The organism is Coprothermobacter sp., from assembly GCA_013824685.1.
In the GTDB taxonomy this organism is placed as follows: Bacteria; Caldisericota; Caldisericia; order Cryosericales; family Cryosericaceae; genus Cryosericum.
Genome location: PNOG01000008.1, coordinates 122,725 through 146,891, shown reverse-complemented (window position 1 = coordinate 146,891; position 24,167 = coordinate 122,725). Strand labels below are relative to the sequence as shown.

Here is a 24,167-nt window from a genome sequence, read left to right as displayed (position 1 = left end):
CAGGGGATTCCTTTCCACCATGCTCGGGGCAATCGTCGGCGACATCGTCGGCTCCGCGTATGAGTACCATGCTGTTTTGGACGGTGACCTGCCGCTTCTGACTCCATCATCCTCCTACACGGACGAGACGGTCCTGACCGTGGCCGTCGCGGACTGCCTTTTGCATCACCATCCTTATGGCGAGGCGCTGCGCACCTGGACCCTTGCCAATCCAGGCCGCTCGTACAGTACGCGCTTTGTGAAGTGGATCGAGGACCCCGAACGGACGATGCCTACCAGCTACGGAAACGGCGCGGCGGGCCGGGTCAGCCCTGTCGGCTGGGCGTTCGACACGCTCGAGGAGACCCTCGCCGAAGCGCGTAACAGTGCCGAGCCCACACACAACCACCCGGACGGCATCGCGGGAGCACAGGCCGTTGCCACTGCCATCTTCCTGGCCAGGACAGGAGCATCGAAAGACGGCATCCGGGACTATCTGGAGCGCACGTTCGGCTATGACCTGCAGCGCTCGCTCATTGACTGCACCGGTGGATGGTTTGAGGCCGCCGAGCTTTCGGTCCCCGAAGCGGTCATCTGCTTCCTTGCGTCCACCGACGTGCGCAGCAGCCTCCAGAACGCCGTGAATCTCAGGGGTGACACCGACACGCAGGCAGCTATCGCCGGAAGTATCGCCGAGGCCTTCTACCATGGTGTTCCAGCCGACCTGGCTGAGCCATGCGTGGCCATGCTGCCGGCTGACTTCCGCTCCATCCTCGACGAATTTCGCGGACGGTTTCACATCGCCCGAGAGGCTGACAGGGCATGACGCTGCGCGCTGACGAGAGCTGGTTCCGAGACGAAGCGGGACGCACGCTCCTCCTGCGCGGCGTCAACCTGGGGGGCGACACGAAGGTGCCAGTCGTCCCGGACGGGGCGACACATCTTGCCCAGGGATTCTTCGACCACCGCATGGTCTCGTTTGTGGGCCGGCCATTTCCTCTGTCAGAGGCGGTCGAGCACCTGTCGCGCCTCAAGTCCTGGGGACTGACGCTGCTTCGGTTCCTGGTGACGTGGGAGGCGATCGAGCACGCGGGGCCGGGGCTCTACGATACCGAGTACCTGGACTACGTCGAGCAGGTCGTCCAGCTGGCAGGGGACATGGGCTTCACCGTGTTCGTCGATCCGCACCAGGACGTCTGGAGCAGGTTCACGGGGGGTGACGGGGCCCCGGGATGGACGCTGGAGGCGGTCGGCTTCGACATGACCAGGTTTGCGGAAACGTGCGCCGCCATCGTGCATCAGACGCACGGAGATCCGTTCTCGCATGTCATCTGGCCGACCAATGCGAGTCGGCTGGCGTCCGCGACGATGTTCACGCTGTTTTTTGGGGGCAACGACTTCGCCCCGCACCTTCTCGTCGAGGGCGAACCAGTCCAGGAGTACCTCCAGCGGCACTATGTGGACGCCGTTCTCCAGGTTGTGCGGCGCTTGAAAGGGAAGCCGTGCGTCGTTGGCTACGACACATTCAATGAGCCGTCGCACGGGTATATCGGTTGGAAGGACCTCATCGCGCACGACAGCCTGCTGAGGGTCGACCTCCAGCCAACGCCTCTGCAGTCGGTTGCGCTGGGCGACGGACTGGAACAGGAGGTGGGCGTCTGGGGCATGGGACTGGGCGGTGCACGGCAGCAAGGACACCGACGGCTCAACACAGGACACGTCCGGGCGTGGAAGGAAGACAGACCGTGCATCTGGCGCGACCACGGGGTCTGGACGGTGAACAGCGAGGGCCTCCCGCAGCTGCTCATCCCAGACTACTTCTCGCGCGTCGACGGTCGAGCAGTCGACTTCGAGCGCGACTATCTGGTCCCCTTCATACGGCGCTACGCGAATGCGGTACGGGCGGTAGACCCCGAAGCACTCATCTTCACCGAGGGTGAGCCACAGGCTCTGCCGCCGCTGGTCGGAGAAGGATGTTCGGGGTTTGTGTCTGCGCCGCACTGGTATGACGTGGTTCAACTACTGTTGAAGCGGTCGAGTCCATGGCTCGGGTACGACGCCGTGCGCAACCGGATCATCCTCGGACCGAGGGCGGTGCGTCGCAGCTTCGCCTGGCAGCTGGCCGCCATCCGCCAGTCCGGGACCGAGCGCCTGCACGGACCCACCGTCGTCGGCGAGATCGGCATCACGTTTGACCTTCGCGGGGGACGAGCCTTCCGGACCGGTGACTACCGGGAGCAGGAGGCGCTCATGGACCGCAGTCTTTGTGCTGTCGAAGACAGCCTCTGCTCAGCCACGATCTGGAACTACACGGCAAGCAACACCAACGAGAGAGGCGACGGCTGGAATGGCGAAGACCTGTCCATCTGGAGTGCGGATCAGGGCCGTGACACAAGAGTCCTGGACCGTGGGGGACGGGCGCTCCGAGCCATCGTTCGCCCGTACCCGGTCGCAACAGCCGGTGAACCCCTGCAGCTCTCCTTCGACATGCGCCACAGGGTCCTGCGCTTCACCTTCCGTCACGACCCTGGCGTCATAGAGCCCACCGAGATCTTCGTGCCGCCGTCGCAGTACCCGTTCGGGTACAGAGTATGGATGACGGATGGCACCTTCCTCAAAGACGACGTGCGCCATATGCTCACGTACCGTCACACGCTTGGGCGGCCGACGCATACCATTGTCATTCACCCTAGGCGGGGACCGGCGAAACGCTAGCGCAACATCACTGTCGCGCCGAACACCTGAGCAAGGAGATTGGCCGCGTCCGCCGCGTTCATTAATGGTTTGAACGTGTAGGAGAACTTCCCCTGCTGTGTCACGATGACAAGCTGGTGGTCGTTCTGCCATCGATGGTTGTCGTGGTCCGTGACCCAGCGCCCCTGCGTGACCGTGACCTGCGAGACGCCGGGGGCGTCAACCCACCAGTTCTCGGGCGTCTCGGTCAGCACAGCTTCCGGGTCCATCGTGAGGTACCGCTCGTGCAGCGTGAACCCGCTGGTGACGGCGACCGCCATGCGTTTGAGGAATCCCCCTCCCTTCTCCTTTACCTTGGCGTCGACTGCCTGCTGGCAGCCACTGTCGGATGGCATCTCGCCTGTTCAGGGGGTCGACAGGAAAGGTCCGACCGCCGTGATCCAGTCAGCCGCTCGTTTGGACCACGTGCGCACCGGTGGGACCCTGCTCAACCAGAAGTTCTCGCCACAGTTGGTGGAAGGGGATGTGGGACTCGACGCGCTCATGCACCTGATCCGCTCCTATTTCACGCTGGGCGGCCATCACATCCAGTTCAACGTCGTGACCGTTGCGACGCTCCGCGCTGCTCAGGCCGAACCGGAGAAGTACCGTGACCTCATCGTACGCGTGGCCGGCTACAGTGACTACTTCTGTGATCTGACGCCCGGCCTGCAGGAGGAGATCATCGCGCGCACCGAGCAGCAGTCGTTCTGATTTGCGAGTCTAGGAGGAAGAGCCCGGCACCCGCTTCTTGCTCACAAAATGGGCTGCGATGAAGAGGATCCCGACAACAACCAGGGGCAGGATCATCGTCGCGAACTCCAGGATTTCCCATAGCCGCCAGCGCAGCATGAGCGCTGCGGCGGACGCGAGAGTCAGGACGCCGCCGAGGAGCGGATTCCTCCACGAGACCAGCAGGACCACCACGAGGATCAACGACGGGATGGAGTGCATCACGAACCCACCCAGCTTCTCGAGGAACGTCCCTTCCATCTCGAACACGTCCAGTGAAAACATTGTCAGGAACAGGATAAATGCGATCATGAGAATGCGTGCAATCCATGTGAGTGTGACTCCTGTGCGTGGACGGTTCATCATCTTTGCCTCCCTTGCGTGTTCCAGAGAACGATGTAGCCAAGAGGATTGAGTCGACCGATTGTCCGGGCGTCCAAGAGATGTGTGCCCTGGACCAGACACCAAGTGCAACAATACTCTATCCCAATTGTCATCGTTTTCCGGAATATTGCAACTCCCCGGGATGGTTTGTGCCAGCGGCTATTCCGGAGACCTGGCTCCTGCCTGGCACTAGCTCGTCATCGGTTCAGACAGACAGGAAAAGCTTCCATGATCTCCCGTCCCTGAAAGAAGAAGATGGCGCGTTCTTGACACATTGGAGCATCGCCGTATATTATATCGGTTTGTAACGATATAATCGGAGAATGGCGATGCAGATGTCTAGCACGAGGACAATCGACAGGATTTCGGTTGCGAAGGCGCTGGGAGACGAGACACGGGCGCGCATTGTCGGTGTCCTTGGTGCGCGCGCTCTGTGCGTCTGTGAGCTGAAAGTTGCCTTGAGTCTGTCGCAGGCGACCGTCTCGGATCATTTGCGCGTTCTTTTCGAGGCAGGACTCTTGACGACCTCCAAGCGGAGCTACTGGACGCTGTATGCAATTCGCGAGGACCTGCCGCTCGAGATCCTCAAGTTTGTGTCTCTTCTCACGGACCAGGTTCATGCTCAGTTCCCCGACGACCGGAGCCGCCTGGCAGACGCACCTACGCTGGTCTGTGGAGTCAGCTCCAAAAAAGCGTCTGTTGCACTGCAGTGGGCTGGGCAACGCTCCCGGAAACCCAGTACAGACAAGTGAAACTAGTAGAAATGCTTCATATCTACCTTCAAGGAGGTTGCGTTGAAAATCGAGTTCTATGAACCACCCATGTGTTGTACGACCGGGCTGTGTGGGCCGTCGGTCGACGAACGTCTCGTTCGGCTCAATGAGGACCTGAAACGTCTTCAAGGGGAGGAGCCTGGGCTCGTCGTCGAACGGTATGCGATCAATCAGCAGCCATTCAAGTTCCGCGACAATGCCGACGTCTACAAGCTCGTGACAGGCAACGGGAAGAAGATCCTTCCGGTGACCACTGTCGACGGCAAGGTTGTCAAGACCATGGAGTATCCATCGTATGGCGAGCTGAGAGCCGCACTCGACGGAGCAATGCATGCGTCCTGAGTACGTGTTCTTCTCAGGCAAGGGCGGAGTAGGTAAGACGTCCCTGGCGTGCACAGCGGCGGTTCACTATGCGGACAACGGCAAGAAGACGCTCATTGTCACAACAGACCCGGCATCGAATCTGGCCGATGTGTTTGAGCAGCCCATAGGCCACCATGTGACGCCTATCACCGGCGTCCCGAATCTATGGGCCATGGAGATTGACCCGGACGAGGCCACCCGCGAGTACAAGGAGCGGTCACTGGCTCCCATGCGCGATCTCTTTGACGAAGAGATGCTGAAGGTTGTGGAAGAGCAGCTCAGTGGCCCATGTACGGAGGAGATGGCCTCATTCGACAAGTTCACCGATTTCATGGAGGACGACAGTTGGGATGTCATCATCTTTGATACGGCGCCGACGGGGCATACGCTGCGGCTTCTGGAGCTTCCGATCGAGTGGAGCAAGCACATCAAGGACAGCGCGCAAGGCAGCGGTCAGACATGCATGGGACCCGTCGCCCTGATTCAGGAGAGCAAGAAGAAATACGATGACGCGGTAGCGCGACTCCGTGATGCAAGCCGGACACGGTTCATCTTCGTAATGCAGGCAGAGCAGACATCGCTCGAGGAAACGTCACGCGCTGTCGCCGAGCTCGCGGCTCTGGGCGTAGGGACCTCGAGCATCATCGTAAACGGGCTTATCCCCGAGGCTGAGACCGTGAATCCCTTCTTCCGGAAACGTCGTGACATGCAGTTGACATACCTGGAGCGTGCCAAGCAGTTGTATGCGGGTACACCTGTGCAGACGATGGAGTTGCTCGACAGTGAGATCAAAGGAGTGGCGATGTTCCGCAGGGTCGCTCCGATGCTGTTTCAGGGAGGGACGAGCAATGGCTGACATCGAGAGCTTGTTGCGTCCAAGTGCAAAGGGGTCTCGACAGGTATTCTTTGCGGGCAAGGGCGGCGTGGGCAAAACGACCATGGCATGCCTGACTGCAGTACACGCAGCCCGACAAGGATACCAGACCCTGCTCCTCACCACGGACCCCGCGGCACATACCGGCAGCGTGCTTGGCAAGAACGTGACGGATCAGGTAGAAGCCATCGATGGCGTCCCGGCGTTGTTTGCCGCCAAGATCGATCAGAAGCAAGCGACTGAGGACTACAAGAAAGGTATTCTCGACGATGCGCGGGCAAAGTTCGACGAGGACACGATTCGCACGATGACCGAGGAGCTGGCCTCTCCCTGCACCGAAGAAATGGCAGCGTTCCAGCGCTTCATTGACCTGTCGAGCACCCCAGGATTCGACGTTATCGTCTTTGATACGGCACCGACGGGGCACACCCTGAGACTGCTCGAGCTTCCCCTCGACTGGAGCGAGCAAATCAGGCTCAAGGCCACTGGCGCCACCGAAGCGATGTCTGCAGGAGACCGCCAGCAGAAAGACCGGTTCGACCGAGCAGTCAGCGCAATGCGGGATCCCGAGCTGACGACGTTCAGTTTCGTCATGTATCCCGAGAGTACCCCGATTCTTGAAGCGTACCGCGCATCTCAGGAGTTGGCGGCAATCGGTGTGGCAACGCAGCTCGTGGTAGCAAACCTGCTGATTGCCGAGGAACAGGCGACGACGCCCTTCTTCCAGAAGCGCAGACGGCTGCAGCTGGGATACTTGGACGACATGCGGAGACGCTTCGCGGAGGCCGCACTGCTCATGGTTCCCATGATGGATAGTGACATTCGTGGTATCGACAAGCTTGACATGCTGGACAAAATCGTATTTGGAGGGATTGTATAATGGCAGAGACTACTGTTGAGATCGAGGTCTATGGAATCTGGGACGAGGCTCCAGCGACCTCGTCGTGCGGGTGCGGCGGGGGCGGGTGCGGCCCGGGCGCTGCGCCAACGCAGACGATGGGTGAGATGTTCGACAGTCTGAGGGCATCCCTCGATGCGAGCGACATCAAGGAGCGGTGTTCGCTGAGGTTCATTGATGTCATCAAGGACAGCGACCCGCAGGTCAACCAAGTTCGCCAACTGGTTGAAACTGGATACTCCCTGCCACTGACAGCACTGAACGGCAAGTGGTCATTCTTTGGTGGTATGTCGAACGAGAAGTTCTACACGAAGGTCCGTGAGCTCTTGGCCGAGAACGCGGGAGACGGCGGAACGGTACGCTGATTCGTAGTTGTGTCTTGACAATCCGACACCTTCAGATAATATATCAATATCAATTGAACTAATAGAGGTTGAGATATGACGCAACGCTCGTTGACATGCGCAACACATGACACGAACCCCAACTGGTGTCCAGACTGCGAGGCTAAAGCTCGTCTCGTCTCCGTGCTCATGGAGCCCCAGCGTATCAAGATCATCAGGCTGTTACGTGGTGGCGAACAGTGTGTCTGCGAGATTGAGCGTTCGCTCGGTATCCCGCAGAACCTGGTTTCGCATCACTTGAGGGTTCTGCGCGAGGCAGGGCTTGTCAGCGCTCGCAAGGAAGGGCAGTTCGTGCACTACTCGCGAGTCGAGGAACGCATCCGTCAGCTGACCGAAGCTCTGGACGAGCTAGTCGAACCATAGGAGGCATTATGCGTATCGAGATTCTGGGTTCTGGCTGCGCGCGCTGCCACGGACTTGAAGCAAACGTCCGCAAGGCGCTGGAAACGCTTGGCAAGGATGCCGAGGTCGTGGACGTGACCGATATCCGGCAGATCATGGCGTACGGTGTGATGTCCACGCCCGCACTTGTCATCGACGGCAAGGTCATCACGACTGGCAGGGTGCTATCGCCCGAGGAAGCAGGGAAGGCCATCATCGGCGCTGGCGCCTGACAAGGCAACGAGAGGGCGGGAGACCGCCGTTTTTTTCAGGCTAATATATCAACGGAGGTTGTTGTGTTGACAGACTTTGCTGACTGGTTCACATATGTGGTGCTTCGGATGTCACAGGGGACGCTGCTGAGCGGGGCTGTCCACTTCTTCGTCTACGACATTATCAAGATCTACCTGCTGCTCGTGGTGGTCGTCTTCGTGATTTCGCTAGTCCAGACGTGGTTGCCGGCCGAGAGGATCAAACGTGTTCTGATGCACCGCAACGAGGCTTTCAGCAATGTGCTGGCAGCTCTGATGGGGGCGGTCGCGCCTTTCTGCTCGTGTTCTTCGATTCCTCTGTTCATTGGCTTCCTGGAATCTGGCGTGCCACTCGGCGTGACCATGTCGTTTCTCGTGGCGAGCCCCATGATCACGCCGCAGGGCGTCGTGCTGCTCTGGGGACTATTTGGCGCCCAGGTAGCGCTGCTCTATGTGGTCATGGGTCTGGTCATTGCCGTCACATCTGGTTGGATCATTGGCCGGCTGCACCTTGAGTGCTGGGTCGAGGACTACGTGTATCAGATGCAGATGGGTGGCGTAGCACCGCTGAAGGTCTTGACACTCAGGGAACGTGTGCAGTCGAGTTGGGCGTCGGTCCGCCAAATCTTCCGCAAGGTAGCGCCTTGGGTAGCAGTAGGCATTGCTATCGGCGCGTTCATCCACGGGTATGCGCCCGAGGCCTGGCTGGCAAGGGTTGCGGGCAGGAACAACCCGTTTGCCGTCCTCATCGCGGTCATTGTCGGTATCCCTCTCTATTCCAGTTCCGAAGGCATCATTCCCATTGTCCAGGCGCTCTGGGCAAAAGGGTTGCCGCTGGGAACGACGATAGCCTTTATGATGGCTGTCGTCGGGTTGTCGCTGCCGGAGATCATCATCCTGCGGCGTGTGCTGAAACCGCGGCTCCTGGCAACCTTTGTTGGCATTGTCGCACTCGGTATCATTGTCGTGGGATACCTCTTCAACTGGGTGTTCTAGACGACTCATTTGAAGGAGCAAGAACATCGCCCGGCCTCGACGAGGCCGGGCGATGTGCGTTCACGTTCCTTGTGTCGACTATTCCTCGTGTGTGTGCTGCTCCACGAGTTCGGTCAACTCAGGGAAGTCGATGCCGTCATTCCTGAGTGTGCCCAGTGTTGGTACCCCGTCGGCATCCCAGCCGCGCCGTGCATACACCGCGTCCTGAAGCTGACGGTACTGCGACTCACGGTACTCGCGTAGAGCGGCCATTTTTTGCTGAAGGCTCATGCTTGCGATATCGACGTGTGCGGCCTCGGTCAACTGCTTCTCGTAGCGTTCCTGGCGGGACAGGTATTCCTCTTCGGTAACCGGGCCCATGCCACGATAGGGCATCCAGTCGTCCTTACGGGTCCCCTGGCCCATGCGCAGGTTGAAGACGCGCTGGAAGTCATACACACGCTTGCTCTGTGCAAGCAGTCCGTCAAGGTCGAGCGCGATACCCGTCATGCCCCTGTAGAGTAGAAGATAGTTCTCAATGTGTTCGGGGATCTTGGCGGCCTGCATGCCCGTGTATTTGTCACGGTTGTCACGCGGCTCGGAATCGTTCCAGGGGAGCTTGCACAGACCCATGAGCGAGAACCAGGTCCGGAAAAGCGGGAAGAAGGAGAGAGCTTCAGCCTTGTCGTCGAACGTTGGCAGTTGACCCTTGACCTGATCCATGAAAATGAGCCACGCCTCGTCGTGCTGCGGACCCTTGGTAGCCATGGCGTATCCCGCCTGCTGGGCCAGCGAGTCCTTGGACATGTACTCCGAGACTTCCATTCCCTTGATCTCCATGCCGATGTCATTCAGGAAGTCGGCGTTGGCATGGTATTGTTCGGTCAGGAGCTTCTTGAGTCTGTGAACGCCCAAGCCGGCGACCAGGCCGAAGCCACGACCCTCACCGAGCCGATGAATCAGCTCGAGAGCGTCCATGTCACTGCCGAAGTGCAGATCGAGCCCACCCGTGATTTCCTTGTTGATGATGCCATTCTCATAGCACTCCATGAGAAAGGCGAGCGTCGTGGCAAAGCCTACCAGGTCGATACCGTAGTAGTCACAGTAGAAGCTGGCCTCGGCGACAAACAGTGGGTCGAAACTACCCGTGTTGGAACCCAGCCCACCCACCGTCTCGTATTCGGGCCCGTCGATGAGCACCTTCTGACCCTTGAGAGGCCCTGTCTTCAGTTGAACGGTGTCGATGCCATGGGCGCATGACATGGTGCATCCCAGCCAGCAGCCATCGGGCATGTCCTGACTGATGAGGCGGAACCACACGTCGCTCCTGATGTCGACTGTTCTGGCGTCCGAGCCGAACTTGAAGTTCTTGACTGGAAGAACATCGACCTTGTCAAGGATTTCGACTGTGTTGGCAGTTCCGATCTCGCGCATCCTGCTGTGGGTATGATCGAGCGTCAGGATCTCCTTGTTCATCCGTGCACCGGCGGTCTTGATAGGTCCCAGGTCAGCTGGATTGTTGATAAGGGGAGTCGTTCCGGCAAAATGGACGACAAGAGCCTTGATCTTCTTGTCTCTGAAAACAGTCCCCGGTCCCCCTCGTGCCAGCTGCTTGAGGCGTGTGTGGTTTCGTTTGGCATCCCAGTAGCTGATATGGATGAGGCCGAGGAGTGAGTGCTCCGCCCCGGTGCCTGAGACTGCGACACTGACGTTCTTGCGATCGCCGGCGCCATCAGCATACATCTCATGCAGGACTTCTGGCAGGTCGCAGCTGTTGTCGGGTTCCTCAGGGGCGGTCTCGATGGTGACGAGGCCTTTGTTGCCATCGATGAAGATGATGACATCCTCCTCAGCCTTGCCCTGTACTTCGATCGCGTCGAAACCTGAGAACTTCATGTACGGAGCCAGGTAGCCGCCGCCATTGTTGTCGACGGGGACTCCTGTCTCTGGAGAGATTGTCACAGAGTGCATTTTTCCGGCACCGGGATACTGTGTGATGCCAGTGAGCGGTCCGGCGCAGAAGATCAGTTCATTTTCGGGGTCATTCCAGTGCGTCGTCGGTTTGACCGCCTGCCAGAGGTAGTACAGCCCGTAGCCACGCCCTCCCGTGAATTTCTCCTTGACCATTGGGTCAATGGCACGTTCCTCGATGACATTCGTCGTCAGATTGATGTACAACCTGCGGTCCGTGTAGCCGGCACGCACGCCTCCCGGCGTAAACGAATACGTCGCCAAGACCTTGTGTGCCTGTCGCATTTCCTCGATGGTTTTCACCTTCTACCTCCGGGTTGGTAGTGATCCGCTCACATGGTAGGTCAATCAACACGCTGTTCAAGACAGCGCTCCGCTACCGGCTGTCTACGTCTGTGGTATATCCTGGCTTCTCGTGTACCAGCAACAGGGCCCGGCATATGCCGGGCCCCAGAGAGGAGAAACGCTGGTTCAGGTCAGCAAGTGACTTTGGAGCCCCCAAGGTATGCGGCGCGGACGCGCTCGTCGTTCTTGAGGTCGCAGGCGTCGCCCTCGATGGCGATCTTGCCAAGTTCCAGGATATAGCCATAACGTGCCACACCCAACGCCTTACGGGCATTCTGTTCCACCAGGAGGATGGAGACACCCTCTTCCTCGTGGATCTGACGGATGACCCGGAAGATCTCCTGGACGATGATGGGGGCAAGTCCCAGTGAGGGTTCGTCGAGCAACAAGACGTGGGGCTTGGAGATGAGCCCGCGCCCGATGGCCAGCATCTGCTGTTCGCCGCCCGAGAGTGTCCCCGCGAACTGCTTGCGCCGTTCCTTGAGGATAGGGAAGAGGTCGAAGATCCATTCTTTGGTCTTCTGCAGTTCTTTGCCGGCCGGCATGTTGCGGACGCCGTAGGCGCCCAGGTTCAGGTTTTCCTCCGTCGTCAGGGTGGCAAAGACGTGTCTGCCCTCGGGCACATGGGAAATGCCCAGTCCGGCGAGACGAAAGGCGGGCACCGTGACAAGGTCCTTTCCCTTGTATTCGATGGTGCCTCCCTTGATGGTCTGGATGCGGGAGATGGACTTGAGCAGCGTCGTCTTGCCTGCCCCATTTGCGCCGAGCACGGCGACGATATCGTGCTCGCCCAGCTCGACATCGATCCCCTTGAGGGCCTGTACGGCTCCATAGTTGACGACAAGGTTCTTGACGGCCAGGACTGTCGCCATGTCAGTCATCCTCCTTGCCAAGATATGCTTCGATGACGCGCTGGTTGTTGTAGACGTCCTTTGGCAGGCCTTCGGCGATCTTCTGCCCCATGTCCATGACGGCAACCCAGTTCGAGATGCCCATGACGACCTGCATGTCATGCTCGATGAGCAGCAGCGTGAATCCCTCCTTGACAAGGGCTTGCAACAGGACCATCAAGTCCTCACTTTCCTTGTCGTTGAGTCCAGAGGAGGGCTCGTCCAGAATCAGAAGGTGGGGAGCAGTCGCCAGTGCGCGGGCGATCTCCAGGTAGCGCTGCTTCCCGTAGGGCAGGTTCTTGGCCAGTTCGTTGCGGTATTTCCACAGGCCCACCTGGTCGAGGCGGTAGGCAGCTGTGGCAACGATGTCCCGTTCCTCTCGGACTTCGGCGACCGTGTGCATGACGGCGGCCCATGTCCCGGACCGCGCATGACAGTGGGGACCAGACATGATGTTCTCGATACAGGTCAACGACGGAAACAGCCGGATGTTCTGGAAGGTACGGGCGATCCCGTAGCTGATGATGGTATGGGGCTTGAGACCGGTGATGTCGCGTCCCAGGAAGTCGATCTGTCCCGACGTTGGTTTGTAGATGCCCGTAATCATGTTGAACAGTGTCGTCTTGCCGGCCCCGTTGGGTCCGATGAGCGAGGTGATCTTGCCGGTGCGTACGTTCAGGTCGAAGTTGTTCACCGCGGTCAGCCCGCCGAACTTCAGGGTGGTACCGTGTGTCTGCAGCAGCATTCCCTCGTCCATGGGCACGGTCACGGGTGGAAGTCTCACTCCTTTGACGACGGCTGTGTCGGCCGGCTTGAGGATGGCGGGATCGGGCTTGCCCAGCGGGATGAGGTCTTCGTCATTCTTGGGGAGCCCTCGGATACCCAGACCGTCCAGCCCAGTGCCTTCCCTCTTGCGCGGCCAGATGCCCCCCGGGCGGAAGATCATCATCAGCATGAGCGCCAGTCCAAAGAACAGTAGACGGTAACTGGCGAACTGACGGAAGACCTCGGGGAACACGACGACCACGGCTGCCCCCAGGATACTGCCGGGGATGGAGCCAAGGCCACCCAGCAGCACGATGCAGAAGAGCAGCGAGGATTCGATGAAGGTGAAGCTCTGCGGTGAGACAGACATCTGCTTGGAGGCGTAGATGTTGCCTGCCATGCCGGCAAGCGCGGCGCCCAGGACGAAGGCCAGCAACTTGTAGGAACGCACGTCCACACCACTTGCCTCAGCCGCAGTCGCATCCTCACGGATGTAGTTCCAGGCTCTGCCGATGCGGGAGTGCTGCAGGCGTATCAGGCCGAAGACGATGACCCCGATGATGATCCAGGTGTAGAAATAGAATTGCGTCGACGAGTTGATGGCCAGCCCGAAAAGGCTGGGTCCGCCGATGCCGTTGATGCCGTTTGGCCCTCCTGTCAGGTTGAAGGGGTTGTTGATCATCGTCAGACGCACGATCTCGCCGATGCCGATGGTCACGATGCACAGGTAATCGCCTTTCAGGTGGATGACGGGTGATGTCACCAGGTAGGCGAAGCCCGCGGCGATCAGGGCACTTAGTGGCAACAGCACGATGATGGGCAGGTGCATGGTCGTGTTCAGGATGGCTGTGACATAGGCGCCGATGGCATAGAACGCAGTGTGCCCCAGATCGAACAGGCCGACCTCGCCGAGAACAATGTTGAGACTGAGGCCAAGCAGTGCGTAGATGCCCACGAAGAAGGCGACGTCAATCCAGTAGTCCGTAATGAACGGCAGGAACGGATATGCGGCGAACACGGCCCCGGTGATGGCCAAGAGGAGCCAACCACGGTTCCTGGACCAGAATGCGACGGGCTGGTCGCCGGAGGGCTTGTTCGCTCCCAAACCGACGCGCTTGAGGATGCTCTCTGCGATTCCCATGGCAGAGGCCTTAGACCTTTTCCGCGGTCTTCTCGCCCAGCAGCCCGGTCGGCCGCCAAAGGAGAACAGCGATGAGGATGACGAAGACGAAGACGTCTTTCCAGGCTCCACTGACGTAGCCGGCAAACAGTGATTCCATGAGTCCCAGCAGCAACCCGCCGATCATGGCGCCCGGGATGTTGCCGATGCCGCCCAGGATGGTGGCGGTGAACGCTTTGAGGCCGTAGGTCCAGCCCATGTTGAAGCTGATGGCACGGTAGTACATGCCATTCATGACGCCGGCGATGCCGCCGAGGGCGGGGCCCAGAGCGAAGATGAAGAAGATGACGACGCGGACGTCGATGCCCATCAGCGTCGCAGTGCTGCGGTCGAGAGCAGTGGCGCGTATGGCTGCGCCAAACGTCGTCTTCTCGACGATGAACCAGATGACCAGCATGAGCGTGAACGAGAGCAGCAGGATGACGACCTGCAGGCTGGTCACAGGCAGTCCCAGGAGGGAGAAGCGTGCGGAAGGGACGACGGCTGCCGGATATGCTTGGGGACGGGAGCCCCAGATGGCCATGACGGCGTTCTGCAGGAAGATGGACATGCCGAGCGCAGAGACGACCAGCGAAAGCCGGCCTGCTGGATAGACAGGGCGATACGCAATACGTTCCATCAGGACGCCTGCAAGGCCAATGCCGATGAAGGCAAAGAGCATCGCTACGGCCATCCCTCCCCAGAGCCCGAAATGGACCGTCACCCACGACGAACTCGCGACCAGAAGGGTGTAGCCCAGATACGAACCAAGGGCGAAGAGGTCACCATGGGCAAAGTTGATTAGTTTCATGACACCGTACACCATCGAGTAGCCCAATGCCACCAGTGCATAGAACGAGCCGATGGTCAGGCCATTGATCAACTGTTCGAAGAACGTGGCCATGGTGACCTCGCTTCAATCAGGATTTGAGACTATGGCTGATAGACGACAAGCTTCCCGTCGGCTGCAACCTCGTACATCTTGTAGGGAACATCTTTGCGGTCACCCTGTGAAGTGAAGAGGGTCGGGCCGGTGACGCCTTCCACCCCGGTCATGTAGGTGTGCATGGCGCCGGCAATGGCATCCGCATCTGTCGAATTGGCTATGCCGATAGCGCCCACAATGGCGTACAGAGCATCAGCAGCGTAGACCGGCCACGGGCTGGATGGGATCGTGTTGAACTTCTGCTGATACAGGTCGCGGAACTGCCCAGCGATGGCGGTCGTGACATCAGTGACCAGAGGTTCCTGGGTCATGAGAGCGCCCGTGGCCACATCAAGACCGGCGATCTTGATGAAGTCATCGTTGATCGCAGCGTTTCCACCAATAAACGGGCAGGTCAGACCAGCATCGCGTGCCTGGCGGATCACCAGACCACCTTCAGGATAGTAGCCAGTAAAGTACCAGACGTCAGGCTTGGTGTTGCGCAGCTTGGTGACGGCAGCCGAAAAGTCCTTCTCGCCAGGAGTGATGGCGTCGTAGTAGACGATTTCGGTCTGCTTTGCATCGAGGTATGGCTGGAGGGCCTTCTTGGCTTCCTCGGCGACACCCTTGGCGAAGGTGCTGTTGTCGTGCATGATGGCGATGCGCTTGGCACCCATCGTTTCGACAGCGTACTTGGCAAAGAACAGGCCTTGGGCATCGTCGCGGCCGCAAGTCCTGAAGAAGTAAGTGCGCTGCTTGTCCACGGTCAGGCGGAGGGCGGTGCAGCCATAGCCTACCGCAACCATCTTGTTCTTCTCATAAATGTCGATAGCCGGCTCGGTGACCGACGAACCGTAGCTGCCGATGACGGCGACAACCTTCATTGAGACGGCCTTCTGGGCGGCGATTGCGCTGTCCTTGGGGTTGGAGCCGTCATCCACGACCGTGATTTCGATCTGACGTCCCAGGACGCCGCCGGCTTTGTTGATGAGTTCTGCGGCAACTTCGACCGACTGCTTCGCCATTTGACCTTCATAGGCATAATCACCAGTGATAGGAGCCTGCAGCGCTATCTGGATGGGCCCGGTGTCTCCGGTCTTCTTGGCACAACCGGAAAGGAAGAGCATTGCGGCAAGCATACAAACCAGTAATACTGATACGGTCTTTCTCATTCTCTTACCTCCTGTTTCTCGCGCGAATGTAGTGAGATTGATACCGTGTACGAGCTTTTTCGCTAGAGCTGTGGTGCCGTACCGTCTTGTCGGAGTCCGTCCTTTTCTATTGTGCCTCCTGGAATCGTGGTTCGTCACTATGTTGATAGATGTACGAGAAAATACAACATCTGTTTCCCTGTCAACTCGGACTATCGTCAGAGCCGATATCTCGTAGAACCTTGGTTCCATGAGCTTGGAGGCGTCATCGTCTCCCCAGGAGTTGTCGTTTATTTCACTGGCTTGTAGAAAAAAGCAAGTGTGCTTCTATACTGCAAGCGTAGGAAATCAATCCGCATCGGAGAGGTGAAAAAAGTGGAAGACAATCGCATCGCCACGCATCCGATCCTTGCGTGGAACCGGGGAAACCCGGTGTACGTCACGTACGACGGCACCGCGATCACCGCCTACCCCGAGGAGACAATAGCGATGGCTCTGTATGCGGCCGGTGTGAAGCAGTACAGCACCTCCTCCCGGTTCTACCGTCCCCGGGGCATGTTCTGCGCTATCGGAAAATGCTCATCGTGCATGATGCGCGTCGACGGCATTCCAAATACGCGTACCTGCGTCCTGCAGGTCCGGGACGGGATGGACGTCGAAACCCAGCACGGTGACGGAAAGATCCCTGACGTGCAGGCTGCCATGAAGGGCGTGAAGGAGAAGAATGCAGAAGTCCTGGTCATCGGTGGCGGGCCGGCTGGTCTCGAAGCGTCCCTCTGGGCAGCCAAGGCCGGTGCGCACGTCATACTGCTGGACCAGAATCCTCAGTTGGGTGGTCAGCTGGTCAAGCAGACGCACAAGTTCTTCGGCTCGGCGAAAGAGAACGCCGGGACGCGCGGTATCACCATCGCGAGGAAGCTGATCGAGGAGGTGACGGCCACGCCCAACATCACAGTCTACCGTGGCTTCACAGCGTTTGGGTGGTTCCAGGGCGCTGTCTGTGCCGCCAACCAGGACCATGCGGTCCTCTTCCACCCCCGCAAGGTCATCGTCGCCACCGGCGCGGCCGAGAAGATGCTGATGTTCAAGAACAACGACATGCCTGGCGTCTTCGGGGCAGGAGCTGCGCAGACGCTGATGAACGTCTACGGCATCAAGCCCGGTAACAAGGTCCTGATGGTCGGCGCGGGAAACGTCGGCCTCATCGTCAGTTACCAGCTGATGCAGGCCGGCATTGACGTTGTCGGGGTCATCGAGGGCGCGACACGGGTGGGAGGGTATCTCGTCCACGCGAGCAAGATTGCCCGGAACGGCGTCCGCATCATGACGCGCCACACTGTGCTGGAAGCGGTCGGCACCGACCATGTCGAAGCGGCGATTATCGCCGAGGTTGACGAGAAGTGGCAACCGATTCCCAGTACCGAACAGCGTATCGAGTGCGACACGATCTGTCTGTCTGCGGGGCTCAAGCCTTCCACCGAACTTCTCGAGCAGGCAAAGCTGGACCTCGCCTATACGGGGGAGCTGGGCGGTTGGGTCGCCAAGCGCAACTGGGCGATGCGTACCAGCAATCCCGACATCTTTGCCGCAGGTGACGCCTCCGGCATTGAAGAGGCTTCCACCGCCATGATGGAAGGCAAGATTGCAGGACTCCAGGCCGCGTATGACCTTGGACACATGGAAGTGCCGGCCGAAGAACAGAAGGAGACCAGGCACAACCTGGATGATCTCCGTGCCGGACCGTTCGGCGCCAAGATCTGTATTGGACTCAAATGCGTCGAGGTGCTTGAATGAACCACTTTGAAACGGGAATCATCGATGTTACGTATCTGCGCGAGAACGGTTTTCTCCCTCCCGAAGAGCGCGAGAAGAAGGGACCCGTCGCTGTCATCGAGTGCATCCAGGAGATCCCATGCGACCCGTGTGTCGGCGCCTGCAAGTTCGACGCCATCACAATGGACGGCATCAACGGCATCCCGCACGTGGACTTCGTGAAGTGCACGGGGTGCATGAGCTGCCTCAAGGTCTGTCCCGGGCTGGCCATCTTCATCCAGGACAAGTCGAAGGCCAAGCCTTCTGTCACCGTTCCTTACGAGTACCTGCCGCTGCCCGTCAAGGGTGGCACAGTGACACTGCTGGGTCGTAACGGAGCTTCGCTTGGAAGCGCGACGGTCAAGTTCGTGCTGGCTGCCGACACTGTCAGCAGGTCATCGCTCATTTCCGTCGAATTCGATGAGCCCGCTCTCTGTGAGCAGGTGCGCAACATCAAGGTGGGGTGACGACATGACCAGAGAAAACGAGAAGACGATTGCCTGCCGGTGTGAGGACATCTCGGTGCAGGAGATCAAAGACGCCATCCACGAAGGCTATGCCGACCTGCAGTCGCTCAAGCGCTACGTCAAGTTCGGGCTCGGGCCATGCCAGGGCAAGACCTGTATCCTGCTTGCCGCACAGATCCTGGCACGCGAGACCAACCGGACGCTCGACCAGATCATGACGCCTACGACACGTCCGCCAGTCGACCCCGTTCCGCTGGGCTTTTTCGCGAAGGGCAAGGAGGCAGACGATGAGGAGTAGCTACGATTGTGTCATTGTCGGCGGCGGCATCTCAGGGCTGGCCATCGCCTACGAACTAGCCAAGAGGGGCTACAAGGATGTCGCGGTCCTGGAAGAGTGTTATCTGGGCAGTGGTTCTACCGGCCGGTGTGGCTCGGGTATCCGCGCCCAGTTCACGGGCCCCGACCAGATTGTCCTGCTTCGGGAAGCCGAGGAGATGTGGGCGCACATGTCCGACGAGCTGGGGTACGACATCCACTTCAAGGCGTGCGGGTACCTGTTCCTGTGGGATACGCCCGAACTGGTGGAGAAGGCGAAGCACAACGTCGTACTCCAGAACAAGTACGGCGTTATGAGCCGCATGGTCGACCGCCAGGAGGCGAAGGAGATCTGTCCGTCGCTCAACACCGAGTCCTTTCTTGCCGGCCAGTGGTATGACAAGGATGGCATGGCATTCCCGTTTGACACAGTCACCGGCTACGCGCAAGCGGCGCGGCGCCTGGGGGTGGACATCCTGACGACGACCGGCGTTGTTGCCATCGATGGCACTGCAGCCCACACGTTCACCGTACATACGACGCAGGGCAACATCGAAACGAAGAACGTCGTCAACGCTGCCGGACCGGGGTCAAAGGCTATCGCCGCCATGCTGGGCGTCGACCTGCCCTACCGCCTTGACAAGCACCAGATCATGGCGACCGAGCCTCTCGAGCAGTTTCTGGGCCCCATGCTGGTCAAGAACTCACTCTATTACCTGCAAACGCACCGAGGCAACGTCGTGGGCGGTACTGACACCGGTGACAAGAATGCAACGGATCTTGACTCCACGTTCGAGTTCCTGACCAAGTTTGCCAGTGAGGCGACCGAGATCGTGCCGCGCCTTGCCGGCGTCAAGTTGATGCGCCAGTGGGCAGGCTACTATGTCTCTTCGCCCGACGCTCACCCCGTGCTTGGTCCCGTCGACGAGGCCCCGGGTTTCTTCCAGGCCAACGGCTACTCGGGACACGGCTTCATGATGGGCCCCATCGTCGGCAGACTGCTGGCCGAGTACGTCGCCGACGGCAAGCCCAGCATTGACATCGAGCACTACAACTTCCGCCGCTTCGCGCGTGGCGAGCTACTGACTGAGAAGGCAGTCATCGGCTAGACTAACCTCGCAACACCGCATGAATCGAGGGAGAGGACTTCGGTCCTCTCCCTTCGGGTTCCATGACTCCATGGGAGCTAGCGAATATTGCGCGATTGCACTGTAGGCATACACTGAGACCGTAGATGTGCGTTGTACCTCGTGCATGCAGGGAGCGACGGGTCAGTGTTCTGCTGCAGACGAAGAGCTATACCGACATGCAGCGGCGCTTGGCACGAAGGTTTGCACAGAGCAGCAGTTGTGGTCAACTGAGCAGTGACGGCACGTGCGGATCTAATGGCAGTGACGGAGGAGACGATGTCTGAACAGGTGATATTCCGTGGCTGGCCCCATTGCCGACGACTCAGCAACGGGACAGTGGACGTGGTCGTGACGACCGACGTTGGACCCCGGGTGGTCCGGTACGGGTTCGTCGGCAAGGACAACGTTCTATGTGAGGTCCGCGACGAGGATGGGATCACTGGGGGCGACACGTGGCACACCTTCGGAGGGCACCGACTGTGGCACAGCCCCGAAACCAGTCCGCGCACGTATCAGCCGGACAACGTGCCGGTTCCCTACGACGAGGGGGAACACAGCATTCTCCTGAGACAGCCGATCGAAGCGGCGACAGGGATCCAGAAGGAGATGGAGGTTTCACTGGACCCAACGGGAACAGGCGTGACCGTGACGCACCGCCTGACCAACCGCGGACTGTGGCCGGTCCGCCTAGCTGTGTGGGCCATTACCGTGATGGCGCCCGGAGGCGTCGAGGTCATCCCGCAGACACGCGTCGATACCGGATTACTGCCCAACCGTTGCGTTGCCCTATGGCCATATGCCCGCATGGACGACGAGCGCGTTCACTGGGGTGATCGGTTTGTCGTGCTGCGTCAGGACCCGATAGCCAAAGCGCCGTTCAAGATGGGCCTGAGCACAGAGGCCGGCTGGGCTGCGTACTTCAACAGGCATTCAGTGTTCATCAAGCATTTCCCGTTTGTGCCGGGCGAGGCATACCCGGACTTCGACGTGAACTACGAGAGTTACACGACGGACTTCATGCTGGAGATGGAGACGCTGTCTCCCCTGCGCACACTTCAACCTGGCGAGACCATGCAGCATGTCGAGTCGTGGTCGCTAGTCGCTGACGTGTCGTACCCAGGTGTGTCTGAGGACGACATTGCCACTGTGCTTACTGACTGCTGCCACGTCGACCTGCTGCAAGCGAGAGTAGGATTCTGACGGTAGCTAGCGTAACAGGGAACACCAGCATGCCGAACGCAGTGACGGGAGGGCCTACGCACGGCCCTCCCGTCACCATTTGCAGGATCAGGTCCATCATCAGACGCGGCAGCTGCAGCTACCTCGCTTCTTCAGGGCATTCCCCTGCAGTGGTTAGACTAGCAGGGTTGGTCAGTTGTTCAAACGTCGTCCTTCACTGTCCGACGCGCAGAGTCAGAGGGATGTCGACGATATCCTGCTGACTGCCATCCTTCATGCTGGTGATGAAGATGCGCAACGTCCCCCTACCTTCTGGAACCGGATCTGAGGCCGCACTGACAAGCATCAGCGTCTGATCGAATGCTCCGAAGTCAGGGGCTCCCGCTGACGTCATGAAGTAGCCCTGCCCTAGAGAGGTCAGGACGTCGGGTGACAACTGCCGTATCGCTTCCCAACTGACTGTGGCCTCCCAGGCACGCGCGCTGCCAGCGGTGTGGACACTGCCCTTCCATGAACCGTCAGCCTGCTTGACGAACGTGACCGTTTCCTGGGGTGCTGGAAGTGTGACCTTGACGTTGCCCTCGCGCGACTCCATGGGTCCGGACCTGCAGCCCGCGATGGTCAGGACGAAAACGACGAACAGCAGGAGAACAGTACTTCTTCTCATGGGCATCACCACCTTTGGCGAATTATATCACAAGAGTGTTCTCTGACCACGGCAGCACCTCCCCGGACTGTCATTCCCCTCGTCCTCATCCTCCGGTTTGTCTTCCCCACGCATGCATAGATCCTTTGGAAATGGGAAGGGGGACGGGTGCCATGGCACCCGTCCCCCGGTCTTGCAGGATGAATCAGTCGCTACGGAAGCCTGGCGAGGAGACCGTTCAGGAATCCGAGTTCCTTGGTTGCGTCAGCGATGAGGTTGTCCAGACGGGCCAGAAACTGGGCGCGTGCCCTAGCGCGGAATGCCTTGACGAGCGCCTCACGTTCGGCGATCACAGCCTTCAGCTGTGCTTTCAGCGCGTCGATCTCGGCCTGCGGAGCCTTGGCGTCGATCTTAACCTTGAGCTGTTTCTTGAGCTCACGGATGCGCACCTCGACGGCTTTCAGCTGGGCGCGTTCAGCTACAGTAAGCTGTGGCCTCTGCATCCGCTTGACGTCGTTGCGCATATGCCGGCCACCCTTGAGAGCAGTGGCGATGTCGGCTTTGAAAGCTGTGAGGTCTGTGCCTGCGGCTTTCGCGGCCTTGACCTTCTCCCGCACTGCCTTGGCGGCTTCGCGGACCTGCTGACCAAGGGTCTTGAGTGCGGTCAGCTTGGCGTCGGTGGCAGCCTTTTCTGCGGAACTTACCGGCGGGGTCGTGTCTGCACGGACGGCGGGAACGGCTATCAGCGCCCCACAACCAATGACGAGTACAAGGATGATGCTTATCAGTCCAATACTTCTTCTTGTCATGCGTACCTCCATAACAGCAGGATTGCTTCCGGATGCACCTATTGGACTGTGAAGGTTCCGGCTATGTTCACGACGTGTGAGTGACAATGGTGACGTCGAGCTTGACGGCCCTGGCCAGTGTGTTGTAGATCGTACTGCGTCCCAGCGCATACGCAAGCAGTTCCTCTGCTGCGGGTTGCGAGAGACCGGGCGACCAGACGTCGATGTGGCAGGTGATGCGGTCGATCGCGGGAATGTCGTCGTCACGGTGACCAGTGATCGTCATCGTCAGCCGGTCGACTGCATAGTCAGATTCCTGCAACGCTGCCCCCAGGTCCAGGTTCAGGCATCCGCCCAACGACGCCACGAGGACCTCCATCGGCCACAGGCCCTGCTTGTCGATGCCACGGCCTGTATCGAAGATCAGCTCCACGCCACGTGACCGTGCTACGCCGATGACCTCGCTGCTTCTCTCAAACTCCAGCTCAATGTCCACGAACGACCTCCCGGCATACAGGCAATTTCGGAGTAATCCTAGTATGATTCGGCTTCCCCTGCAACGGCCGAGTCTCCCAGACTGGATCCGAGATGCGCGGAAGGTTTCTCCGGAGAAGGCCTGGTGGATCCAGTGGTACAATAAACAGATGAGCAGACGTACGAGACGCGGATGGATGAACATGGCGGTTATGACGATGGTCGCTGCAGCGATGGTCTTCGCTGGGCCGGTTCCGCGGACAGTGGCTCCTGCGCGACTACTGGCGGACATTGCCATTCCCGCGCGGCCGACGGCGCTGCAGCGAGACGCCATCATCCTGCGTGAGACGTATCATCTTCCTGCGCTGGAACTGTGTGTCATTGACGCAGACGGGATCATCGAAGTCGCTTCCGATGGAGTCCGCAAGGCTGGCGGTACGGCTGCAATCGAGGAGTCCGACCTGTTTCATGTCGGCTCGATGACCAAAGCGATGACGGCCACGATGCTGTCGACGCTAGTCCAGGAAGGAAAGCTCAGCTGGGACATGACGATGACTCAGGCGTTCCCTGCCATTGCGTCTATCATGGATTCACGATACAGCGGCGTGACGCTGGAGGAGCTGCTGACCCATACATCTGGGCTGCCGCGCTACACGACGGATCTCGAATGGGAGAGCATTCCGCCATTCACGGGGACGCCGGCGGAGCAGCGGCAAGCATTTGCACGCATGCTTCTGACGAGACCGCCCATCGGCCCGGCCGGCGTGTACCGGTACTCCAACGCCGGCTATGCAATGGCGACAGCCATCGCCGAGAAAGCCACCGGCGAGACATGGGAGCAATTGATGCAGCAGCGTGTGTTCGGTCCACTGAACATACTGGCTGTGTATGGCTGGCCGCTCCTTTCTGGTGACGGCGAACCCTGGGGCCACCGTATCAAGGATGGCGTGGTCACGCCGCACGACTTGGCGGACCACTACAGGGTGCCTACTGTCCTTGCCCCCGCAGGTGATATCAGCATGTCGATCCTGGACTACAGCGTGTTTGCTCGCCTGCACCTCGCGGGACTCGAGGACATCAACGGGGGCGCGCTGCCGGCCGTGGACATCCAGCGCCTGCACCGGCCCGTGCTCGAGTACAGTAGTGGATGGCACGAAGAGCTGATCGATGATGTCCCGACGAGCTGGCACCGAGGGACGTGTGACACCTTCGACACGTTCGTGCTGCTTCAGCCCTCGCGGGACATCGGTGTCATCATCTTCACCAACGCCGACGGTGACGATGCGGCGGCCAAGGCGCTGTTTGCGGAGATGTCCCGGCTGGCCGCCCTCTATGCGCTCCCCTCGAAGGATGGCAACTGAAGCAAGAGGCTAGTCAGTCCCCGGGATCTACGGGATTGTCGG

At 59.5% G+C, this 24,167-nt stretch carries 26 protein-coding genes; 17 read left to right on the top strand and 9 right to left on the bottom strand.

The window, feature by feature from the left end:
• Positions 1-19 precede the first annotated feature (19 nt).
• The 3 genes from C0398_02680 to C0398_02670 all read left to right on the top strand — a co-directional run bounded on the left by C0398_02680 (position 20) and on the right by C0398_02670 (position 3,426).
• Complete coding sequence (locus C0398_02680; GenBank protein MBA4364897.1) at positions 20-805, top strand: hypothetical protein; 786 nt, start codon at positions 20-22, stop codon at positions 803-805.
• Positions 802-2,694, top strand: coding sequence for a hypothetical protein (locus C0398_02675; protein ID MBA4364896.1), 1,893 nt, complete (start codon positions 802-804; stop codon positions 2,692-2,694). The genes C0398_02680 and C0398_02675 overlap by 4 nt, the downstream gene beginning before the upstream one ends.
• A gap of 105 nt (positions 2,695-2,799) precedes the next feature.
• Positions 2,800-3,426: a hypothetical protein gene (locus tag C0398_02670; protein MBA4364895.1), complete on the top strand. Its 627-nt coding sequence runs from the start codon at positions 2,800-2,802 to the stop codon at positions 3,424-3,426.
• Positions 3,427-3,435: 9 nt separating this feature from the next.
• Here C0398_02670 and C0398_02665 read toward each other — a convergent pair whose 3' ends face one another.
• On the bottom strand, positions 3,436-3,810 hold the full coding sequence (locus tag C0398_02665; GenBank protein ID MBA4364894.1) for a hypothetical protein: 375 nt from the start codon (positions 3,808-3,810) through the stop codon (positions 3,436-3,438).
• Positions 3,811-4,151: 341 nt separating this feature from the next.
• Between C0398_02665 and C0398_02660 the strand changes: the two genes are divergently transcribed.
• The 8 genes from C0398_02660 to C0398_02625 all read left to right on the top strand — a co-directional run bounded on the left by C0398_02660 (position 4,152) and on the right by C0398_02625 (position 8,768).
• Positions 4,152-4,580 carry a transcriptional regulator gene (locus C0398_02660; protein MBA4364893.1) on the top strand — a complete coding sequence of 143 codons (429 nt, stop codon included), beginning with the start codon at positions 4,152-4,154 and terminating at the stop codon, positions 4,578-4,580.
• Positions 4,581-4,622: 42 nt separating this feature from the next.
• Complete coding sequence (locus C0398_02655) at positions 4,623-4,943, top strand: arsenical resistance operon transcriptional repressor ArsD (GenBank protein MBA4364892.1); 321 nt, start codon at positions 4,623-4,625, stop codon at positions 4,941-4,943.
• Entirely contained in the window at positions 4,933-5,820 is an 888-nt protein-coding gene (locus C0398_02650; GenBank protein MBA4364891.1) for an arsenic-transporting ATPase, read from the top strand. The genes C0398_02655 and C0398_02650 overlap by 11 nt, the downstream gene beginning before the upstream one ends.
• The gene (locus C0398_02645; protein ID MBA4364890.1) at positions 5,813-6,718 is read left to right on the top strand and encodes an arsenic-transporting ATPase; all 906 of its coding nucleotides are present in this window, start codon (positions 5,813-5,815) and stop codon (positions 6,716-6,718) included. The genes C0398_02650 and C0398_02645 overlap by 8 nt, the downstream gene beginning before the upstream one ends.
• Entirely contained in the window at positions 6,718-7,101 is a 384-nt protein-coding gene (locus C0398_02640; protein MBA4364889.1) for a hypothetical protein, read from the top strand. The genes C0398_02645 and C0398_02640 overlap by 1 nt, the downstream gene beginning before the upstream one ends.
• A gap of 75 nt (positions 7,102-7,176) precedes the next feature.
• Complete coding sequence (locus C0398_02635; GenBank protein MBA4364888.1) at positions 7,177-7,503, top strand: ArsR family transcriptional regulator; 327 nt, start codon at positions 7,177-7,179, stop codon at positions 7,501-7,503.
• Between the two features lie 8 nt (positions 7,504-7,511).
• Positions 7,512-7,754, top strand: coding sequence for a thioredoxin family protein (locus C0398_02630; GenBank protein MBA4364887.1), 243 nt, complete (start codon positions 7,512-7,514; stop codon positions 7,752-7,754).
• Positions 7,755-7,817: 63 nt separating this feature from the next.
• Positions 7,818-8,768, top strand: a complete 951-nt coding sequence (locus C0398_02625) for a hypothetical protein (protein ID MBA4364886.1) — start codon at positions 7,818-7,820, stop codon at positions 8,766-8,768.
• Positions 8,769-8,846: 78 nt separating this feature from the next.
• Here the strand turns inward: C0398_02625 and C0398_02620 are convergent, their stop codons facing one another.
• The 5 genes from C0398_02620 to C0398_02600 form a co-directional block, all read right to left on the bottom strand.
• Positions 8,847-11,003, bottom strand: coding sequence for an aldehyde:ferredoxin oxidoreductase (locus C0398_02620; protein ID MBA4364885.1), 2,157 nt, complete (start codon positions 11,001-11,003; stop codon positions 8,847-8,849).
• A 191-nt stretch (positions 11,004-11,194) separates the two neighbouring features.
• On the bottom strand, positions 11,195-11,935 hold the full coding sequence (locus C0398_02615; GenBank protein ID MBA4364884.1) for an ABC transporter ATP-binding protein: 741 nt from the start codon (positions 11,933-11,935) through the stop codon (positions 11,195-11,197).
• Position 11,936: 1 nt separating this feature from the next.
• Entirely contained in the window at positions 11,937-13,859 is a 1,923-nt protein-coding gene (locus C0398_02610) for a branched-chain amino acid ABC transporter permease (protein ID MBA4364883.1), read from the bottom strand.
• Between the two features lie 10 nt (positions 13,860-13,869).
• The gene (locus C0398_02605) at positions 13,870-14,781 is read right to left on the bottom strand and encodes a branched-chain amino acid ABC transporter permease (protein MBA4364882.1); all 912 of its coding nucleotides are present in this window, start codon (positions 14,779-14,781) and stop codon (positions 13,870-13,872) included.
• 29 nt (positions 14,782-14,810) lie between these two features.
• Positions 14,811-15,974 carry a branched chain amino acid ABC transporter substrate-binding protein gene (locus tag C0398_02600; GenBank protein ID MBA4364881.1) on the bottom strand — a complete coding sequence of 388 codons (1,164 nt, stop codon included), beginning with the start codon at positions 15,972-15,974 and terminating at the stop codon, positions 14,811-14,813.
• A gap of 354 nt (positions 15,975-16,328) precedes the next feature.
• Here C0398_02600 and C0398_02595 point away from each other — a divergent pair, with 354 nt between their 5' ends.
• From C0398_02595 to C0398_02575, 5 genes are all read left to right on the top strand, one after another.
• Positions 16,329-17,747, top strand: a complete 1,419-nt coding sequence (locus tag C0398_02595) for a sarcosine oxidase subunit alpha (GenBank protein ID MBA4364880.1) — start codon at positions 16,329-16,331, stop codon at positions 17,745-17,747.
• Entirely contained in the window at positions 17,744-18,232 is a 489-nt protein-coding gene (locus tag C0398_02590; protein ID MBA4364879.1) for a ferredoxin, read from the top strand. Before C0398_02595 ends, C0398_02590 begins: the two co-directional genes overlap by 4 nt.
• Positions 18,233-18,236: 4 nt before the next feature.
• Entirely contained in the window at positions 18,237-18,530 is a 294-nt protein-coding gene (locus C0398_02585) for a (2Fe-2S)-binding protein (GenBank protein MBA4364878.1), read from the top strand.
• Positions 18,520-19,656 (top strand): FAD-dependent oxidoreductase, encoded by a 1,137-nt coding sequence (locus C0398_02580; protein ID MBA4364877.1) that lies wholly within the window; start codon positions 18,520-18,522, stop codon positions 19,654-19,656. The genes C0398_02585 and C0398_02580 overlap by 11 nt, the downstream gene beginning before the upstream one ends.
• Before the next feature lie 276 nt (positions 19,657-19,932).
• Positions 19,933-20,877, top strand: coding sequence for a hypothetical protein (locus C0398_02575; GenBank protein MBA4364876.1), 945 nt, complete (start codon positions 19,933-19,935; stop codon positions 20,875-20,877).
• A 193-nt stretch (positions 20,878-21,070) separates the two neighbouring features.
• Here C0398_02575 and C0398_02570 read toward each other — a convergent pair whose 3' ends face one another.
• The 3 genes from C0398_02570 to C0398_02560 all read right to left on the bottom strand — a co-directional run bounded on the left by C0398_02570 (position 21,071) and on the right by C0398_02560 (position 23,101).
• Positions 21,071-21,529, bottom strand: coding sequence for a hypothetical protein (locus C0398_02570; protein MBA4364875.1), 459 nt, complete (start codon positions 21,527-21,529; stop codon positions 21,071-21,073).
• Between the two features lie 185 nt (positions 21,530-21,714).
• On the bottom strand, positions 21,715-22,311 hold the full coding sequence (locus tag C0398_02565) for a hypothetical protein (GenBank protein MBA4364874.1): 597 nt from the start codon (positions 22,309-22,311) through the stop codon (positions 21,715-21,717).
• 67 nt (positions 22,312-22,378) lie between these two features.
• On the bottom strand, positions 22,379-23,101 hold the full coding sequence (locus C0398_02560; GenBank protein ID MBA4364873.1) for a hypothetical protein: 723 nt from the start codon (positions 23,099-23,101) through the stop codon (positions 22,379-22,381).
• Here C0398_02560 and C0398_02555 point away from each other — a divergent pair.
• Entirely contained in the window at positions 22,692-24,125 is a 1,434-nt protein-coding gene (locus C0398_02555; protein ID MBA4364872.1) for a hypothetical protein, read from the top strand. The genes C0398_02560 and C0398_02555 overlap by 410 nt on opposite strands.
• The last annotated feature ends 42 nt before the right edge of the window (positions 24,126-24,167 follow it).